Source organism: Paenibacillus sp. FSL L8-0333 (assembly GCF_037965665.1).
Lineage (GTDB): Bacteria > Bacillota > Bacilli > Paenibacillales > Paenibacillaceae > Paenibacillus_AQ > Paenibacillus_AQ odorifer.
In genome coordinates this window covers 5,143,994-5,161,787 of record NZ_CP150186.1, presented here as the reverse complement: position 1 = coordinate 5,161,787, position 17,794 = coordinate 5,143,994, and the positions used below count along the sequence as shown (strand labels likewise).

At 44.4% G+C, this 17,794-nt stretch carries 18 protein-coding genes and 2 tRNA genes; 10 read left to right on the top strand and 10 right to left on the bottom strand.

The window, feature by feature from the left end; translation table 11 throughout:
- Position 1 precedes the first annotated feature (1 nt).
- The 7 genes from carB to NYE72_RS23075 all read left to right on the top strand — a co-directional run bounded on the left by carB (position 2) and on the right by NYE72_RS23075 (position 9,018).
- On the top strand, positions 2-3,229 hold the full coding sequence (gene carB / locus NYE72_RS23105; protein ID WP_339210533.1) for a carbamoyl-phosphate synthase large subunit: 3,228 nt from the start codon (positions 2-4) through the stop codon (positions 3,227-3,229).
- Between the two features lie 111 nt (positions 3,230-3,340).
- A complete protein-coding gene (gene pyrF / locus NYE72_RS23100; RefSeq protein WP_036683371.1) occupies positions 3,341-4,087 on the top strand; it encodes an orotidine-5'-phosphate decarboxylase in 747 nt (248 codons plus the stop codon).
- Positions 4,084-4,722, top strand: coding sequence for an orotate phosphoribosyltransferase (gene pyrE / locus NYE72_RS23095; protein ID WP_036683370.1), 639 nt, complete (start codon positions 4,084-4,086; stop codon positions 4,720-4,722). The genes pyrF and pyrE overlap by 4 nt, the downstream gene beginning before the upstream one ends.
- 1,051 nt (positions 4,723-5,773) lie before the next feature.
- Entirely contained in the window at positions 5,774-7,261 is a 1,488-nt protein-coding gene (locus NYE72_RS23090) for an extracellular solute-binding protein (protein ID WP_339210531.1), read from the top strand.
- 359 nt (positions 7,262-7,620) lie between these two features.
- A tRNA-Met gene (locus NYE72_RS23085) sits at positions 7,621-7,697 on the top strand.
- Positions 7,698-7,741: 44 nt separating this feature from the next.
- A tRNA-Ile gene (locus NYE72_RS23080) sits at positions 7,742-7,815 on the top strand.
- Positions 7,816-8,514: 699 nt separating this feature from the next.
- On the top strand, positions 8,515-9,018 hold the full coding sequence (locus NYE72_RS23075) for a hypothetical protein (protein WP_076098561.1): 504 nt from the start codon (positions 8,515-8,517) through the stop codon (positions 9,016-9,018).
- 288 nt (positions 9,019-9,306) lie between these two features.
- On the opposite strand, the gene NYE72_RS23070 is transcribed toward NYE72_RS23075, so the two are convergent.
- From NYE72_RS23070 to NYE72_RS23045, 6 genes are all read right to left on the bottom strand, one after another.
- On the bottom strand, positions 9,307-9,981 hold the full coding sequence (locus tag NYE72_RS23070) for a hypothetical protein (RefSeq protein WP_076317116.1): 675 nt from the start codon (positions 9,979-9,981) through the stop codon (positions 9,307-9,309).
- A 223-nt stretch (positions 9,982-10,204) separates the two neighbouring features.
- A protein-coding gene (locus NYE72_RS23065; RefSeq protein ID WP_094903917.1) for an IS3 family transposase occupies positions 10,205-11,763 on the bottom strand; the annotation gives its coding sequence in 2 pieces (ribosomal slippage) (positions 10,205-11,130 and positions 11,130-11,763; 1,560 coding nt in all).
- Between the two features lie 555 nt (positions 11,764-12,318).
- On the bottom strand, positions 12,319-12,522 hold the full coding sequence (locus NYE72_RS23060) for a hypothetical protein (RefSeq protein ID WP_339210529.1): 204 nt from the start codon (positions 12,520-12,522) through the stop codon (positions 12,319-12,321).
- An 86-nt stretch (positions 12,523-12,608) separates the two neighbouring features.
- Positions 12,609-13,598, bottom strand: a complete 990-nt coding sequence (locus NYE72_RS23055) for a hypothetical protein (RefSeq protein ID WP_036683358.1) — start codon at positions 13,596-13,598, stop codon at positions 12,609-12,611.
- Positions 13,595-14,089 carry a sigma-70 family RNA polymerase sigma factor gene (locus NYE72_RS23050; protein ID WP_036683356.1) on the bottom strand — a complete coding sequence of 165 codons (495 nt, stop codon included), beginning with the start codon at positions 14,087-14,089 and terminating at the stop codon, positions 13,595-13,597. Before NYE72_RS23050 ends, NYE72_RS23055 begins: the two co-directional genes overlap by 4 nt.
- A gap of 445 nt (positions 14,090-14,534) precedes the next feature.
- Entirely contained in the window at positions 14,535-14,870 is a 336-nt protein-coding gene (locus NYE72_RS23045) for a hypothetical protein (RefSeq protein ID WP_036683354.1), read from the bottom strand.
- A 109-nt stretch (positions 14,871-14,979) separates the two neighbouring features.
- Here NYE72_RS23045 and NYE72_RS23040 point away from each other — a divergent pair, with 109 nt between their 5' ends.
- Positions 14,980-15,126 (top strand): hypothetical protein, encoded by a 147-nt coding sequence (locus tag NYE72_RS23040; protein ID WP_155288177.1) that lies wholly within the window; start codon positions 14,980-14,982, stop codon positions 15,124-15,126.
- Between the two features lie 83 nt (positions 15,127-15,209).
- On the opposite strand, the gene NYE72_RS23035 is transcribed toward NYE72_RS23040, so the two are convergent.
- From NYE72_RS23035 to NYE72_RS23025, 3 genes are all read right to left on the bottom strand, one after another.
- A complete protein-coding gene (locus tag NYE72_RS23035) occupies positions 15,210-15,371 on the bottom strand; it encodes a hypothetical protein (RefSeq protein WP_155288176.1) in 162 nt (53 codons plus the stop codon).
- Positions 15,372-15,437: 66 nt separating this feature from the next.
- Positions 15,438-15,989, bottom strand: a complete 552-nt coding sequence (locus NYE72_RS23030) for an ImmA/IrrE family metallo-endopeptidase (RefSeq protein ID WP_036683410.1) — start codon at positions 15,987-15,989, stop codon at positions 15,438-15,440.
- A gap of 163 nt (positions 15,990-16,152) precedes the next feature.
- A complete protein-coding gene (locus NYE72_RS23025) occupies positions 16,153-16,329 on the bottom strand; it encodes a YjfB family protein (protein ID WP_076098563.1) in 177 nt (58 codons plus the stop codon).
- Positions 16,330-16,478: 149 nt separating this feature from the next.
- Between NYE72_RS23025 and NYE72_RS23020 the strand changes: the two genes are divergently transcribed.
- On the top strand, positions 16,479-16,628 hold the full coding sequence (locus NYE72_RS23020) for a hypothetical protein (RefSeq protein WP_155288175.1): 150 nt from the start codon (positions 16,479-16,481) through the stop codon (positions 16,626-16,628).
- 81 nt (positions 16,629-16,709) lie between these two features.
- On the opposite strand, the gene NYE72_RS23015 is transcribed toward NYE72_RS23020, so the two are convergent.
- A complete protein-coding gene (locus tag NYE72_RS23015; RefSeq protein WP_036683407.1) occupies positions 16,710-17,141 on the bottom strand; it encodes a NucA/NucB deoxyribonuclease domain-containing protein in 432 nt (143 codons plus the stop codon).
- Positions 17,142-17,247: 106 nt separating this feature from the next.
- Here NYE72_RS23015 and NYE72_RS23010 point away from each other — a divergent pair, with 106 nt between their 5' ends.
- Positions 17,248-17,664 carry a cytidine deaminase gene (locus tag NYE72_RS23010; RefSeq protein ID WP_036683351.1) on the top strand — a complete coding sequence of 139 codons (417 nt, stop codon included), beginning with the start codon at positions 17,248-17,250 and terminating at the stop codon, positions 17,662-17,664.
- Positions 17,665-17,794 lie beyond the last annotated feature (130 nt).

Here is a 17,794-nt window from a genome sequence, read left to right as displayed (position 1 = left end):
CATGCCTAAGAATGAAAAGCTTAAAAAAATATTAGTAATCGGTTCTGGACCGATTGTTATCGGGCAAGCCGCAGAATTTGACTATGCCGGAACGCAGGCCTGTCAGGCCCTGAAAGAAGAAGGCGTCGAAGTTGTGCTGATCAACAGTAACCCAGCGACTATCATGACTGACACCAATATGGCTGATAAAGTTTATATCGAGCCGATTACCCTTGAATTCGTAACTGGCATCATCCGTCAGGAGCGCCCAGATGGCTTGTTGCCAACTTTGGGAGGACAGACAGGTCTTAATATGGCTGTAGAATTGGCTCGTGCAGGAGTACTAGAGCAAGAGAATGTTAAGCTTCTAGGTACCCAGCTTGAGTCCATCGAAAAAGCAGAGGATCGCGATTTGTTCCGTGATCTGATGCGCGAACTGGAACAGCCTGTACCAGAGAGCACTATTATTACCACAGTAGATGAAGCGATGAAATTCGCTGAGGAAATTGGTTTCCCTCTAATTGTACGCCCGGCTTATACGCTTGGCGGCACCGGCGGCGGGATCTGCGACAACGAAGAAGAGCTGCTTGAGACTGTCAAAGCAGGTATTCGTTATAGCCCGATCGGACAATGTTTGGTGGAGAAAAGTATTGCCGGTATGAAGGAAGTTGAATACGAGGTTATGCGTGATGCGAACGACAACTGTATCGTTGTCTGCAACATGGAGAACTTCGACCCGGTAGGTGTGCATACAGGTGACAGTATCGTTGTGGCACCTAGCCAAACGTTATCCGATCGTGAATATCAAATGCTGCGCAGCGCTTCACTCAAAATCATTCGTGCGCTGAATATCGAGGGTGGCTGCAACGTGCAGTTCGCACTGGATCCGCAAAGCTATCAATATTATGTAATCGAAGTAAATCCACGTGTCAGCCGCTCTTCGGCTTTGGCTTCGAAAGCAACCGGTTATCCGATTGCCAAAATGGCTGCCAAAATCGCGCTTGGTTACACACTTGATGAAATCGTCAATCCAGTTACTGGACAGACCTATGCTTGCTTCGAGCCTACACTTGACTATATCGTAAGCAAAATCCCACGCTGGCCGTTCGACAAGTTCATTCATGCGAACCGTAAGCTGGGCACACAAATGAAAGCAACTGGAGAAGTTATGGCCATCGGTCGTACCTTCGAAGAGTCCATTCATAAAGCAATTCGTTCCCTGGAAATCGGTGTACACCGTTTCCGCCTGCCGGGCGCTGAAGATTTGGAAGAAAGCGTCCTGCGTGAACGTCTGGCAAAACCTGATGATGAGCGGTTGTTCTTGATCGCGGAAGCCTTCCGCCGCGGATTTGGCTTGCAAGAGATCCAAGATATCACTAACGTGGACTGGTGGTTCCTGTCCAAGATCGAGGGATTGATCAACTTTGAAGAGGTTATCCGTGGGGATGAAAGCTTATCAGCAGAAACCCTGTATCAAGCTAAACGCAGAGGTTTTACAGACCGTGCGATTGCTGAGATTCGTGCAGAAGGACAAGCGAACGTTAAATTCATCAATGAAGCTGATGTACGCGCGCTTCGTTTAGAGCGAGGATTAACGCCTGTATTCAAAATGGTAGATACCTGTGCGGCTGAGTTCGAAGCTTCTACACCTTACTACTACTCTACTTATGAGACTGAAAATGAAGTCATCCATTCCGATAAACAAAAGGTTATCGTGCTTGGATCGGGTCCAATCCGGATCGGTCAAGGGATTGAGTTCGATTACTCCACTGTGCATGCAGTATGGGCGATTCAGAAGGCAGGTTATGAAGCGGTTATTATCAATAATAACCCTGAGACTGTATCTACCGACTTTAATACTTCGGACCGGTTGTATTTTGAACCCTTGTTCTTTGAAGATGTAATGAACGTAATTGCGCAAGAGAATCCGATTGGGGTTATCGTACAATTCGGAGGCCAAACAGCCATTAACCTTGCTGCACCATTAAGTGCGGCTGGCGTTAAGATTCTCGGAACTAGCCTAGACAGTATTGACGAAGCTGAAGACCGGAAGAAATTCGAAGCTTTGCTGGCTCGTCTGGATATTGCCCAACCAAAAGGTAAGACGGTTATCAACGTAGATCAAGCAGTAGAAACTGCACAATCGCTTGGATATCCGGTGCTGGTACGTCCTTCCTATGTACTTGGTGGACGCGCAATGGAAATTGTATATAATGATGCGGAATTGCTTAGCTACATGGTAGAAGCAGTTAAGGTGAATCCGGAGCATCCGGTATTGATTGACCGTTACATGCTTGGTAAAGAGGTTGAGGTAGACGCAATTTGTGACGGTGAGACGGTAGTTATTCCAGGGATTATGGAGCATGTTGAGCGTGCAGGCGTTCACTCCGGTGACTCCATCGCTGTATATCCTCCGCAATATCTGGATGAAGGTCTGAAAGCAAAAATTGCTGAGATCACAATCAAGATTGCTAAGGAACTGAAAACGATTGGTCTGGTCAACATCCAGTTCGTCATCTATCAGAATGAAGTGTACGTAATTGAAGTAAATCCGCGTTCATCGCGTACGGTTCCATTCTTGAGTAAAGTAACTGGAATTCCAATGGCGCATCTGGCAACCAAAATCATTCTCGGCGGCAAGCTGAAAGATGATGGTTATACAGAAGGTCTATGGCCGGAAAGTGATTATGTATCGGTTAAAGTGCCGGTGTTCTCTTTTGCCAAGCTGCGTAGAGTAGAACCAACACTCGGACCTGAAATGAAATCGACGGGTGAGGTTATGGGCCGCGATAAATTATATGCAAAAGCTTTGTATAAAGGTCTAATCGGAGCAGGAATGAAAATTCCAGCAACTGGCGCTATCATCGTTACAGTGGCAGATAAAGATAAAGCAGAAGCTGTGGAGCTTATGAAAGGCTTCCACTCGCTGGGTTACAAGATCATTGCTACCGGAGGCACCGCTCAAGCGCTTGAAGAAGCAGGTCTCAACGTAATGAACGTGAACAAGCTGGATGAAGGTGCACCGAACATTCTCGACTTGATTCGTGGTGGGCAAGCCAACTTCGTCTTTAATACACTGACTAAAGGGAAAACACCAGAGCGTGATGGATTCCGTATCCGTCGTGAAGCGGTTGAGAATGGCGTCGTATGTATGACATCACTCGATACAGTAACGGCACTGCTCAGAATGCTGCAGACGATCAACTTCTCGTCACAGTCCATGCCTGCTTTTGTCGGACAATTAAACTAATCTCATAAAGATGCATAGGGCGGTTTGCGTTTACGCAGACCGTTCCGCTATGCCTAGGGGCTAATAAATGAAGAGTGTGGATTTAAGTCTGCACTGGATGGGAGAACGGTTATGGGACAGGGAGATGCAAAGTGGAATGAAATGGCGAATCGCTTGATGATCGCCTTGGATTACCCTGATGTTGCTGGGGCAAGAACCTTGATTGACAAGCTGGAAGGGATTCCTTGTTATATGAAAGTGGGAATGCAGCTCTTCTATGCAGCAGGACCGGAATTCATTAATGAACTGAAATCTCGGGGGTATTCTGTATTTGCAGATGTCAAAATGCATGATATTCCTAACACGGTAAAAGGCGGGGCAGAAAGCCTTACGAACCTCGGTGTAGATATGTTTAACGTACATGCCGCTGGAGGCTCGGCAATGATGGCTGCAGCCCGTGAAGGCGCTGCTTCAGTAGTTAATGGGAATGCTACGCTTAAAATGCCTTTGATTATCGCAGTTACACAGCTAACCAGCACGAGCCAAGAAGTGATGAATAACGAAATTGGAATCGCAGGAGACGTAGCAGATACTGTAGTCAGATACGCTAAGCTGGCAGCCGCTGCAGGTCTGGATGGGGTAGTGGCTTCACCACAAGAGTCCTCAGCGATCGCAGAGGCTTGTGGACCCGCATTCTGCACAGTTACACCTGGTATCCGCCCAGCAGGTGCATCCCTAGGTGACCAGTCCCGGGTGATGACGCCGGGCAAAGCCATTCAGCAAGGCAGCCACTTCCTGGTGGTGGGACGTCCTGTTACAACTGCAGCTGATCCACGTCAAGCAGCACTAAATATTATTGAGGAGATGACCCTAGCATGAGTACATTAAATAGAAGTGAACAAGTAGCAAGTTATCTGCTTACGATAGGAGCGGTGGCACTGCGACCGCAGGAGCCTTTTACCTGGACCTCTGGTATTAAATCCCCGATCTATTGCGATAACCGTCTGACTATGGCTTACCCAGAGGTACGTAACTATATTGCTGATGCCTTCGCTGAGCTTATTAAAAGCCAGTATCCAGATGCAGAGGTGATCGCAGGTACAGCAACCGCAGGCATTCCTCACGCAGCTTGGGTAGCTGATAAACTCAATCTGCCAATGGCTTATATCCGCGATAAAGCTAAAGGTCACGGCAAGCAGAATCAGATCGAAGGCCTAATTAAGCCGGGGCAAAAGGTAGTCGTTATCGAGGACTTGATCTCCACTGGTGGAAGCTCCATCAAAGCAGCTCAAGCTGTGCAAGAAGCAGGCGCAGAAGCGTTGGCTGTATTGGCAATCTTCAGCTACGAGCTGGATCGTGCGGTCGATGCTTTTGCTGCCGCTGAAATGCCATTACAAAGCTTGTCCAACTACAGCACATTGATTGATGTGGCTCTTACACAAGGCGAGATCGCAGCTACAGATGTGGAACTGCTGAAATCTTGGAGAAAAGATCCTTCCGCATTTGGCGTTTAAACTAAATATTTAAGTATAGATTGGACGGGCCTCTCACATTTTGGTGGGAGGCTTTTCTTTTTAACTGCACCGAGTGCAATTAAAAGGAAAAGGTGCTCTGACACTCTGGAATACTATACTTTGCCCCGGTGATTCCATTGCGCTGTCGTCACAAACGCCGAATAGTTGCAGTTCGTGCATTTAAACTAACATTCCTTAGAGGATCTGGCGATATAGTTGCACTTTGTGCAATTATATCCGCCAAAAATCCGCCGAAAGCACCTAATAACGTTTTTTAACTGCACATAGTGCAATTAAAAGGAAGAAGCATAATACATTCGGCTTTAATAGTTGTACAAAGTGCAATTATCCTGCGTAGAAGGGGCGATTTGTGCCGGTCATAGGAAAGGCAGCAGGTTAGTTAGTAGGGAAGGCAAATGCTGTATTGGTAAAAGGAAAAGTAGAGTGAGTGGAGAGTAGGGTTTTGGTGTTTGCATTCACATTCACATTTTGACATTTGGCTGACCTGCGCACTGTCGCTCTGGTATATTGCGCTCTGACACTCGGGATTCTGAAACTCTGCAGCTATGCGTTATCGCTCTACACTCTGAACGCTCTGACACTCTGACACTCTGGAATACTATATTCTGCCCCGGTGATGCCATCGCAATGTCGTCACACACGCAGAATAGTTGCAGTTCGTGCACTTAAACTAACCTTCCTTAGAGGATCTGGCGGATATAGTTGCACTTTGTGCAATTATATCCGCCAGAAATCCGCCGAAAGCTCCTAATAACGTTTTTTAACTGCACATAGTGCAATTAAAAGGAGAAGCGCAACACACACAGCTGTAATAGTTGCACAAAGTGCAATTATCTTACCGTAGAAAGGCATATCAGGATCCTCAGAAAACTCCCGGAATGTTTTTTATAGAAATAATATGAAGAAATCGTAGCATAACTTTAAACAGCCTGTAACTTCCCCTCCTGAATAAAGCTATATACTGTTACTAGAATTATGGGTAATTATTCATAAGGTGGATGGATTGAGTATTTTATGGGAGGGTTCAAGAATGAATCATATAAATAATAATAGAAGGCTATGGCGGCGCTGGTTAAGCTTTGGAGTATGTGCTGCACTGCTATTGCCTTTAATTTCTGAAAGCAGGCACACAGCTTGGGCGGAGGCTTCTAAGCCATCTACAGAACAGCGTGTACTACGTATTGGCAGCCTCTGGTCTGGAGAGGACGATTCTTCTTTTCGTCAGCAGTTTACAGATATGTATGAATTGCAGCATCCTGAAATCAAACTTGAGATTATTCCAGCCATCAATATGAATGAGCTTCGTTTTGACAGCACCTATCCAGAGGTTAACCCAGATAATCTGGAGAATATCCGAGCAATTATGGGCGGTGCACAGCCAGTTGATGTAATCGTCGGTGATAGTACATTGGTGAAGAGTTTGGTGAAGCATAATCTGGTGCAATCGCTGGAGCCGCTTATCGCACGAGATCAATATGATTTAAGCAATATGGCACCTACAATGTTAAATGGAGTACGTGAGCTGGGTGGAGGAAGTCTTTACGCGTTAGCGCCGACCTTTATGTCGAGTGCGTTATATTTTAACAAAGGTATTTTTGATGCTGCTGGTGTAGGTTATCCGACGGACGGAATGACTTGGGATGAAGTGTTCGCGCTGGCCGAAAAGGTGACCAAGAAATCGACAAATAAAGATAAGCGTATATATGGATTTTCGATGAACCGTTATATGAGCGATCCTTTCTGGGATATGCAGACCTATGTCTCACCGCTTGAGCTTGCTATGTATGACAACAAGGGACATAAGATGGAGGTAAACCAAACACAGTGGAGTCAAGCTTGGACGACCTACAGCCAATTGGTGAAAAAGCAAATTACACCTGGGTTAAACGGTATGGATTTTATAGAAACAGAACGGAGCACCTATAGTCCTGTCCAAGGGGATCTATTCCTTACCGGAAAAGCTGCAATGGTAATTGGAGAATACGATTATCTTAATGAGCTTGCAGGTGTGAGCCGCAATGCAGCAAAAATTAAAAATTACAGTCCCGTCGATTGGGGTTTCGTTACCGTACCTACTTTTAAGGAGAAACCAGGAGTGGCTGTAGGTACTTGGGTAGGTAATATGATGGCTATCAACACTATGGCTGCTAATAAGGAAGATGCTTGGGATTTGATCAAGTTCGTCAACAGTAATGAGGTAGCCAAAATTAAAGCTCATACCCGCGGGGAACTAACTTCCCGTAAGGATTACATTACCACGAAGGTACCTTCAGTAAATCTGGAATCCTTCTATACGCTCAAACCATTACCAGCCAATGATCCTTTGGTGAACGTCCTACAAACACAGAAGCCTGGAATTAGCCGTATTAACGATGTTGGGCGCCAACTATTCACAGAAGTTTATCAGGGCAAAAGAACGGTGGAGAGTGCCCTCAAAGCTTGGGAGAAGCAAGGGAATACCATGCTGGGTACGCTCGAAAAAGATCCCACATATTATTTCGACTCTATAGGGGATTAAGTTTTGGAATATGTAGCGGCCACCGGATTTCCGGTGGCTTATTTTGTGGAACTTGGGCATGATAAGTTCAGAGCAGCGTGAGATTAATTTGCAAAAAGGAGAAGAGGGCATCATGAATTGGATATACTTCGCGAAACTGTTCAGAACGAGATTTCAAGCAGGTTGTTTAGCAAAAAGGTTGGAGCAAGATGGCTGGATTTATGGCTACCATGACCCAAGTTTTGTGGAAATTTATCGATCCCGCAAAGGAAGATATGGGGTTAGATTTTTGCCTTGAGAACTTTTACAAATTCATCCTTGACGTAGACCCATTTTGTACTGTATATTATTTATTGTCGCTGTTTGAATATTATTTCTGACGCGGGGTGGAGCAGCCCGGTAGCTCGTCGGGCTCATAACCCGAAGGTCGCAGGTTCAAATCCTGCCCCCGCAACCAATTTTATTACAACAGCAATTGTACATTCGGATATTTTTAGATCCGGGCCCTTAGCTCAGTTGGTTAGAGCGGTCGGCTCATAACCGATTGGTCGGGGGTTCGAGTCCCTCAGGGCCCACTTATCAAAAACCCTTACTTTGTAAGGGTTTTTTGCTGTCTATAAGCTTAGCAATATAAGAAAGTAGAATGGATAAAGAACAGAATTTTGAGTTTGCTAACGGATTTGCTAACGGGAATTATTTTTCTGCAGTTTCGAGCTGTTTTTCAGCGTATTTATTCAGTTCTGCTTCAATTTTATCAACGGCCTCTTCTTGCATGATTGGGAGTAGGTGTGAGTATTATTCGTTGAACATCGCTGGAGTCATACCCAGTCGTTCAGCAGCTACCTTTAGCTTTATATAGTTCCGACCAGAGTAGCAACATACTAAGTCAATTTCCTTGTATGAGTCCTCGTATTCTTTTTTTTTAGCCCCGATTTGCGTATAGCGTTCCTTAATACCATCAATAATATTCTGAAAAACCTTGCAAAGTACCACTGGTTATCATTGTAGCCAATCTAGAATATTTCTAGTGTCGTTTGTAGAGTACGGCAGTTTACTTCTCTGCCACTGCCGCTCTTGTTAAGGCGCATGCAGGTAGCTGTTCTTTGTTAGTAGGGGGATTTAATAAATTTTAGTAGAAGTTCTGACATTCATTTTGAATAAATGTTATAATTATTAAATCAGTGTGTAGAGATATTGGTCTTTTTTGTTGGGCCAAAAATATATGTCTCATGATACGTCTGCCATCTGAAATATTATTCACGGAGATGACAAACATGCATGGAGACAAAAGACTGCCCAGAAACGGAAAAGAAGGTATACTATTTTTACTCATTATTTCAATCATTTCAGTAAACACTATTGCCCCTATTATTGTGGGGTTGGAACGTGGCTTCAGTAAGGAAGTGTATATAGATACACTAAAGGTTATTCCGTTTATGTGGATGATCGTAGTTTTATCTGTAAGATTAGTTGCAGGACCGATTGTTGGGAAAGTGATGCCGAAATTCATGGGACAAACAGATGGATTTAATGCAAGGATTCTGTTGAATACTTTATTGAATGTCACGGTGTTATCTATCTTACTATCAATTATCGGCACATGGGTTGGGACGAAACAAATAAGCCTGGATCCACTTAAAAATTTCCTTCACATCTGGCCAAGAAACTTTGGTATAGCATTTTGGATTGAACTGTTGGTTGCGCAGCCGATAGCAAGATTTGCGATGAAAACATTACACGCAAGACAGGATCGAAAAACGGAAAGTGTAAATGCGTAACTAGCTAGAATTTTGTAGACGAATAAGAAAAAAAGGAGCGTCCATGGTGGGCGTTCCTTTTTTATGTCGTAGTAGTCGGATTATAATGCTCAACAGGAGATGCTCGCGAATGACTGAACGCACAATGTAGAAGCATGCTCTAAATACTGCGTACTTTTGATTTGCCTTTGGGGCGAATTGCTTCCTAAAGAATTAATCCAGCAATAACTCTAGCCCCCGGTCACCGCGGTTGAGTTTACAAGTACCCACTAAGGAGAAGTAACCGATGAAAACGAAAATACTCTTTTACTATCTGTGATAATTGCATTTACATGCACCGCAGTCACACTGGAGCCAACCACAAGAATAATGAATAGGGTGTGTCTCAGTGCCTAAAGGAGCATGACATCTCCAGCATTTAGTGTGACGTATTCCATATTTCATAATTTGTTTTTCTTTGATATGCGTTTGGAAGTATTCTTTTTGTGATTTTTTTCGTTTTTCTTCCTCTTCTTTCCTAAGTTGTTCATTTTGTTGAATTATGAATTTTCTTTCAGCTTCAATCTTTTTAATAGCGAGTGCTTCTTGAACGTACCCTTGAATTAAGGAAATATCATTTTTCAAGCAACATACTATCTCTGTTACATTCTGTCGTTCATCGGAAATCATTCCATATAGGTTAACGCCATTGTTAAAGTCATCTTGCGATAAATTAAGCATATCAAGATTTCCTGACACTAATGAACGACTTATCATAACGTTTCCAATGGATAAAAATCCTGAACTCAATTTCATGCTCAATATGCTATCTTTATGCAGATAATTATTACCTTTAATTTCAATGATGGCGAATTGTCTGTTTACTGTTGGAGTATAAGTTAATTTATTATCGATTTTTATAGTATTTGATTCCGAAAGTTTCTGATATTCTCTATCTTCTATTATTGTAAGAAGACCCTGTAATACTCCTTTGAAAAATCCCATATTATGTACTCTCCTTTTATTTAAATCAGGTTTATTTTACCATGTGAAATAGTTTAATAGTGAGGAAATTTGAATTGTATTTGACTGAGGATTAGTAACATAAGGACTCTGGAGTATGAAAGATTTGTTATGGACAGAAAAAAAGAAAGAGTTATCCAGTATCCGATAAAATAGCTGTTGAACTGCACCCCGTCAAGTAGACAGCACAAAAAATAAAAGTAGTTTAAGCGGCCTTAGTCCTAAATTCAATGGGACTGAGGCCGTTTAGTTTTGCCTGTAACCGTTCGTTATTATAAAAGTGAATGTAGGTATCAATATCTGTTTGGAGTTCTTCAAAGGTCTGGTAGGTATGTAAGTAGTACTTCTCACATTTCAATGTTCCCCAGAAGGATTCCATCGGCGAATTGTCAATGCAGCAGCCTACTCGGGACATGCTTTGCTTCAGTTCTGCATCGTCCAGCATCTTCTTAAAATGCAGAGAGGTATACTGGAAACCACGGTCGCTATGGAGTAAGGTTCGGCTCTCCGGTGCTGCCTGCAAAGCTAATTCCAGTGTGTTAAAAACTAGCGAATTATTATTGGAATGACCCAGAACGTAAGCAACAATGGACTTGTCATACAGATCTTTTATTGCACTTAAATACGCCTTCTTGCCGTTGCCGTATTTGAATTCCGTTACATCCGTTACCCATTTTTGGTTTGGAGCTTCAGCCTCAAAATTACGGTTCAGCACATTCTCTGCAACCTGCTGAGGCGTGGAGCCTACATACTTCTTTCTCTTTCTGCGGATGACTGACTGGATACCTTGGCATCTCATCAGCCGGTACACTCGCTTTGCGTTAATAGATTTATCCATTTGTCTGCGCAAATGCAGGGTCAATTGGCGATACCCAAAGGTTCGTTCCACCTTCTCATACAAGAGGAGCATGGCCTCTGTCAGTTTCTCGTTGTCAGCCTCTCGAAAACTGGGTTTGCGATTCAACCATTTGTAATAACTTGACCGTGAAATCCCTGCGATGTCACACAAAAGCCGAATGGAGCAAGACTGTTCCTGCTGAACAGCCTGAATGGCCAGGTAGATATTCACCTGGCGAATGGTTCTTAACGCCTCCTCTTTTCGAGTTCCTCTAACTTTTTTAGAAAAGCATTCTCCGCACGCAGGCGTGCATTCTCGTATTCCAGCTTTTGCATCGCGAGTTTGTGGCGATCTGCTTCCGTAAGTTCTTCAGGCGCTTTGGTGCGTCCTCTACCGTCTCGTAATGCCTCTTCACCACCTGCTTCGTACTTCTTTACCCAGCTATATACTTGTTGGTAAGACACGTGAAAATGGCTTGCCGCCTTCGCATAGTCTTCTCCGTTCGAAAGGCAGTACAGCACGATATTTATCCGTTCCTGCCAAGTGGTTACGCGTCCTTTGGTCATAGCTTTAGTTCCTCCTGAATGAGCTGTTAAGCTGTTGCTATGACCATTATACTTCCTAATCCAGTTGGCGAGTTGGGTTGCACTTGCAATCTTATACTTGCAGATGATTTGGTTTTGCGACAATCCTCCCTCGAGATAATCCTTAACGGCATAGAGTTTAAGTTCTGCAGAATACGTACGATTGTAGCTTCGGACTTCCAGCCCTTCGTATCCATACAATTGATAACGTTGCCGCCACTTCACTATAGAGTTTTTGGATATTCCATACTTCCGGGCCGCAGCTTTCAAACCAATGTCGCCCCGTTCAATTTCTTGGAGAATCGTTAACTTTTCCAGTGCTGTATACTTCTTTTGTTCCATAAAAATGCTCCCCATACAGCGACAGGTTTTTATTATTTCACCTGTCTACTATATGGGGAGCATATCATGTTGGGGCACTCTTTCTTGCTGCAAACTTACTTATACTAAACACCAAACTTCGTTTGATTAGGGAGCATTTTTGGTATGAGGCTCCCATCGGACCCAGCTGACCCTTAAAGAGGTTTTTCTCCACATTTGCAATTCTAACGGACCCCATAGTCGCTATTGGCATAAAAAGTACCGCATTTGAGTCTCTTTCTAGGCATTAGCGTCCATGGAGTCCGAAACCATGCTCCAAAGGCTGAAAATCAGCAAATAGCGGCATCTAGGTCCGATAGCTCGAGGTGAAGGAGGTTAGTTCGTTAGCTCGTTAGTGCCATGCTCCTCGCAGATGTAGTTGCAGAAATTACAATGAGAAGTAGCCTATAAAGGAACAATCAGTAGTTTCACCTCTGCAACCAGCATATCTAGTATGCGAGCTCATAAACCATACAGTAAAGCACAAAACGGCACTGCTCCAAACCATGAAATGGTTTGGAAGCAGCGCCGTTTTTGTTAGCAGTCAGCTAAATTCCTCCAATGGAGAGCAAGGCGACCGAAACGATGTACCCAATTGCTTCCGACCGCTGGCCCAATCGCAATCTCAATCGCAATCGCGATCTCAACCGCAGTCCCAACCGCAGTTGCAGCCCCGATCGCAATCGCGATCCCAACCACAGCCCTAGTCGCAGTCCCGATCGCAATCCCAATCCCAATCACACTCCTAGTCGCATTTCGCAGTCCCGATCACAGTCCCAATCCCAACCGCAGTCCCAACCGCAGGCCCTGGGTATCCACCAACATCCCTAAAGTTTCATGCTGTCCCACAGCTGCTGGAATGCCCCGGATTCGACCTCGAAGATTACCGGTGCCTGACCGTAGCGTACAAGTCCTTGACCGAACAGCGTCAGCTCTACTCGGGCGTTGTCTTCCAGCTGCAGATAGATGATCTTGCGGTCTTCGCTGTCGTAGATGCCTTGCTCGATCAGCGGCTCTGCTGTCAGCGGTTTAGCCGCTTGGAGTGCTGTCAGGAAGCCATCAAGCGCCTCGCCATTGGCGATTGGCGCCTGCTGCTGGAGGCCGTTGTTCCAGCTGTTGAAGCTTTCCCACTGAGCTGAAGTAACTCGGCCTTCAAGATTCAGCTTGCCGAATAGGTCGGCGCCGCTGTTTATGGTGATGCCGTTCGTGTGCTCATACAGTTCAGCGAATACCTCGCCGTTGATTTTCGAATAGGACATAATCAGGAAGCTGGAATCATAGCCCTTCACGGAATAGAGATCCGTTTCGCCGATGTTCGAGGCTAACTCAATATATTCGTCGTTACCGCTCCATTCGTTGATGCCGCCTGTAGTGCGTCCTAACTTGTCACCGCGCAGAGCGGCAGCATCGGCAGCGTCGATGCGAGTCGCTGACTGTGTGTAAATATTATTTTTATACACGACCAAGGCGATCATATCTGCCTTCACGCCAAATTCCTTATCTGGCAGTTTCAGCTTGGGAATGACAATGCTGCCCGATGTAGCTGTGCCCGAATTGCCAGCATTGCTTACACCCGGAGTTACCTGGGCAACCTGCCCCGGGGAGCTCTGACTGTTCAACTGCTGCCATATACTAGGCCCAGCCAGACCGATTCCTGCGGCGAGCACGACACTTGCCGCGATATAAACCGTCTTGCGCGGACGTTTCCGCTCCTGCCGCTGCTCCATTTTGTCGAACAATTCTTTTTTCATTTCTTCACCTGGCTTCATCGAATCCACCGCTTTCTTATATGATGTTCGAAACTGATCTTCCTTCACTGTGGTTCCGCTCCTTCCAGCTCCAGTTTTAACCGTTGCCGTCCCCGCTGAAGTCTCATTTTCACGGCAGACTGACTAATCTGCAGAATCTTGCTGATCTCCTGGATGGGGTAGTCCTCGTAATAATAAAGATGGATTACGGTTTTATACTTCATGGGCATCGCCATAACTAACTGCAGCAGAGCCCAATCCTCGGGGCTGTCTGCCGCAATTGGCTCAGCGCTCTCCAGCTTAACCTCGCGCTTGCGCCAGCCTCTGCCCAGTAGTGTTTTACAATGATTGGTGATTACCCGGATCAGCCATGCCTTCTGATGTTCGGCATCTTTGAACTTTGGCGCTTTTTCTATTAGCTTGATGAAGGTATCCTGAGTGGCTTCTTCGGCATCTTGCCGGCTGCCTAGATGGACCAAAGCGATCCGGAAAAGCATATCTGCGTAGATTTCGTAACTCTTCATCACATGATTTCCCGGCCGGGTCATGGATCGCTGCATGATACTGTGCCCCCCTTTACCTATAACACCATTTAGGACGGCATTAGGTCACATTTTGTTCCTGAGAAAATTTCTTTGTGTTTGAGAGTAGATGATGCCTATTCATAAATTATCGCCAGAGGGTTATGGACTCAGAAGTCGTTATTTGCATATAAATAGACTTTTGAGCAGGTTCGCGGACCCCAGTGACGCTATTCCTTAAAAAGTGGGCCTTGTAAGGTGTTGCTCATGCCAATAAAGGCGATGGGGTCCGTTACACTTCGAAATGGAGGGTTATGCTACGCATAAGATCAACTGTGTCCGATAGCTGCTAAGCAGCACGCCAATATTGTCTACGCAAACGATGGTTACTTATTTAGAACAGAGGAGATCAAAAAAAACGCATTTGCCCAAGCACCAAGTGCTGACTGCTGGACAAACGCGTCTTTTTAATAGAGTGACTCCTTCACTGGAGATCCTCTTCGATATGTTTATATGTATAGCTAGGATCATTACCTTTAACAGGAGCCCTGCTGTATTGATAGATCCTTCCATTTTCTTTTCGATAAAAGTATCTTGCGTAGGGTTCGTCTGCAAAAATCACCGTGGTACTTACGAGGGGAGCTTTGGCAATCTGGGTGTATACTTTATAAAAATCTTCCTTCTTATAATTTCTCGTCTCTATTAGATAATGAATGACTTCTCTGTTCATATGATTTCGGAAGGAGTGGAGGGCTAAGGATGTTATTCCACAGATTAAAAGGATTAGAACGATGAAGATTAATTTTGTATTTTTCTTCATTAATTCCCTCCATATAGATAATTTGTATATAGTATAAGATAATATACAGGGACTATTATGTCATTCATAGATATCTTGTAAATGTACAAATAAGAAAGGAGGTAAGAATATGACGCAGGAAGAAGAGAAAATACTGGAGCTGGAGCAGCGAATTAAGGTGCTGGAAAACCAGGCAAGTCCGAGGCTGCCGGGGATGAAAATCTTATGGTTTTTAATTTGGGGTTGTGTAATACAAAAAGGCAGCAAATACCGATAGTAATCCAGGCGTAGGCGAACGAAGAATTGCCGGGACATACTATATTTGCTGCCTTTTAACTTATGAAGAATAATGATTCTCTTTTAGTCTTCTTTGGGTTCTTGCAATAAAATGGAGAAGGTCCCCGTTTCGTGATCCACCTCAATCGTCTCAATGCCCACAAAATCCGGGATTTCGGGGTGTACTGCATCTACATTATAATCCGGATGAGTCAGTAATAATTCAATTACTTTAATGGCTTCCATGTCGTTCCCCCTCACGAGAAATTCCACCATAAATGAATATGCAGAGAACTATTGCAACTAAGCTTATTATCTCCGTGATCCGTTGCGAATATGTGTCAGTCGTTCTTCGTTTCTTCCCATCACGGCCAATAATTGCCCTTGGAACACACGTCTTTGGATTTGATCAATCCGCTGTAAGGCCAGCTCGGCAGGTACTTGGAATTCTGCTGCAAGATAGGAGATGGCATCTTCCCGTTGCTCAGGCAATGTCATGCGGGAGATCATGGAGTAAGGCATCGCCGCATACAAGATAAAACGCTCTGATTCGTCCTCCTGTGCTCGCGTGAAATGCTCTGGCATCAAGGTCTGATTATCGCTGCCATGGCGAAGTAGATGACACAGTTCATGAAGAAACTCTAGCCGTTGAAGATTGGCTGGAAGGCGGTTGTCGATAAACAGGCTGTACATTCCTGCAGACGCTTCAATGCTCTTGCTTCTCACATCCAAATAATGAACCCAGATATTAAGCCGCTCTGCAATATACGATATTGAAATTTGCGAAGGCTGATGAAGATTTAATCGCTTGTATAGATCCTCCGTCCATTTCTCAAGCACAGTCATTTGATAATATGATTTCATGTTCTCCAACTTATTCACCTCGTTTAAAATCACTAATAAATCACTAATGGGATCGTATGTTCGCATAAATGCGCAAAAGAAAAGCCCGAAGGGCTATGTAGAGTAAAAAAAGTCTAAGGATACATAGGAACGTTAGTTCTCATGTACCCTTAGCATAAAGCAATTACACACTAATATCAAGTGTTTTTCCCAAATTCGGAGCAACGCTTTTGCCCAGCATTTCCACCATAGTTTGGCTCTGGGTTTCAGCCTGATTCTTGGCAATATTCATGACCTGTATCCCAACATTTTGAGCTAAGGATGCTTGGCTCATTGCCATTGATAATGCAGCTATATCCATATTGCACCTCCTTTGTGTATATCCTGTTTATCGACTGTCCGCCTTCAATTCATTAGGTGATTGGCATTTGTTTGCCAATTCGCCCAAACGGCTTATCTCCTTTTTACATATCTTGTGCTGTAGTCATTAATCATTAGGAGGAATTGAAAATGGGTATGGAACATGGTTGTGGTTGTAACGTAGGTCCGGTAGTAAGTCCAGCATCAGTAGGTCCGGTGTGTAGTCCTTGGACTTCTACAGGAGCAATCCTGGTACTTTTCATCTTGCTGGTTATCATCACTAAAGCTTGCTTATTCTAAGTTAGCTGATGTGAAGTGTAGCCCCGTCTGGCGAATGCCAGGTGGGGCTATTCTGTTGCCTGGGGATGGTCAGACAGATCGTTATTTAAACATAAATTCCACCCGGGTTCCGTCTGCATAATCCTCCAGCTGATTGCCAACCCAGCTTCCTGCCCCGCGGTTATCGCTTGGCGTTATGTATTCAATGTCGGCACCAACGCCGCCTTCCTCACACATAGCCATTGGCCATTCATCCCGGTCATATCCCTTTTTAGTAGGGATCCCTTTTAAGGACTCTTTGCGGTTCTCTTCAGCCTGCTCTCGGTTAATCGTACATGTGGCGGATTCACCTTTCGCAATGGCATCCTGAATATGCTTGGCGGTCTCAGGATAGCGGTCTGATGGGAAGGTTAGCTGAACAACACTCGAATTGGATGGAGACGAGGGGTCTGTAGGCTCTCCGTTTTGTTCAAACCAGTAACTAGCCAAAGCAAGTAATGCAACAATGATGAGACTGGAGATCCATTTTTTCACTTTCAATTCTGCTCCTCCTTTTTTGGCACTTAAAATAGTATATCTTATATCATAATTCAGTGCGATTTAATATAATTAGGTAAAATAAAGGAGGACGTAACTGGATATGGAGTACATAATTACCATTGAGGATCAGACGCTTATTACGGCTGCCGAAGATATAATTACCAGACGTTATGAATGGGGGCGTCATCATGTGGGTGCAGCGCTTCGTACTAAAACAGGAGAGATTTTTACAGCGGTACATGTGGAAGCCAGCATGGGGAGGATTACAGTCTGTGCAGAAGCGATGGTGATTGGCAAAGCGATATCCGAAGGTTATAAGGAATTTGATACGATTGTTGCGGTAAGGCATTCTGATCCAGACAGCGAGGAAAAAGAGATTAAAGTAGTCTCTCCCTGCGGCATGTGCCGAGAGTTAATTGCGGATTACGGAATAGACAGCAAGATAATTGTATCGGAGGATGACCGATTAGCTAAATATGAAATCACTGAGCTATTGCCTTTAAGGTACACGAGATAAGAAAAAAAGTAATGAGGAGCCGCTGAGCTCCTTTTTTTGTTGAGCCGTGAAATTATTCAGCAGTTCCTTATATCGTCCCAACTTATTTTACAACTTCATGTCCATTCGCTGAGTTCATGTCACTATTGTC

What these genes read in the sequence shown, in the direction of transcription:
- NYE72_RS23050 (WP_036683356.1), bottom strand. Translation starts at nt 14,089, where the DNA reads ATGCAGCGATCCATGACCCGGCCGGGAAATCATGTGATGAAGAGTTAC.
- NYE72_RS23040 (WP_155288177.1), top strand. Translation starts at nt 14,980, where the DNA reads ATGACGCAGGAAGAAGAGAAAATACTGGAGCTGGAGCAGCGAATTAAG.
- NYE72_RS23010 (WP_036683351.1), top strand. Translation starts at nt 17,248, where the DNA reads ATGGAGTACATAATTACCATTGAGGATCAGACGCTTATTACGGCTGCC.
- pyrE (WP_036683370.1), top strand. Translation starts at nt 4,084, where the DNA reads ATGAGTACATTAAATAGAAGTGAACAAGTAGCAAGTTATCTGCTTACG.
- NYE72_RS23020 (WP_155288175.1), top strand. Translation starts at nt 16,479, where the DNA reads ATGGGTATGGAACATGGTTGTGGTTGTAACGTAGGTCCGGTAGTAAGT.
- NYE72_RS23030 (WP_036683410.1), bottom strand. Translation starts at nt 15,989, where the DNA reads ATGAAATCATATTATCAAATGACTGTGCTTGAGAAATGGACGGAGGAT.
- NYE72_RS23070 (WP_076317116.1), bottom strand. Translation starts at nt 9,981, where the DNA reads ATGGGATTTTTCAAAGGAGTATTACAGGGTCTTCTTACAATAATAGAA.
- NYE72_RS23025 (WP_076098563.1), bottom strand. Translation starts at nt 16,329, where the DNA reads ATGGATATAGCTGCATTATCAATGGCAATGAGCCAAGCATCCTTAGCT.
- carB (WP_339210533.1), top strand. Translation starts at nt 2, where the DNA reads ATGCCTAAGAATGAAAAGCTTAAAAAAATATTAGTAATCGGTTCTGGA.
- NYE72_RS23035 (WP_155288176.1), bottom strand. Translation starts at nt 15,371, where the DNA reads ATGGAAGCCATTAAAGTAATTGAATTATTACTGACTCATCCGGATTAT.
- NYE72_RS23090 (WP_339210531.1), top strand. Translation starts at nt 5,774, where the DNA reads ATGAATCATATAAATAATAATAGAAGGCTATGGCGGCGCTGGTTAAGC.
- pyrF (WP_036683371.1), top strand. Translation starts at nt 3,341, where the DNA reads ATGGGACAGGGAGATGCAAAGTGGAATGAAATGGCGAATCGCTTGATG.
- NYE72_RS23075 (WP_076098561.1), top strand. Translation starts at nt 8,515, where the DNA reads ATGCATGGAGACAAAAGACTGCCCAGAAACGGAAAAGAAGGTATACTA.
- NYE72_RS23045 (WP_036683354.1), bottom strand. Translation starts at nt 14,870, where the DNA reads ATGAAGAAAAATACAAAATTAATCTTCATCGTTCTAATCCTTTTAATC.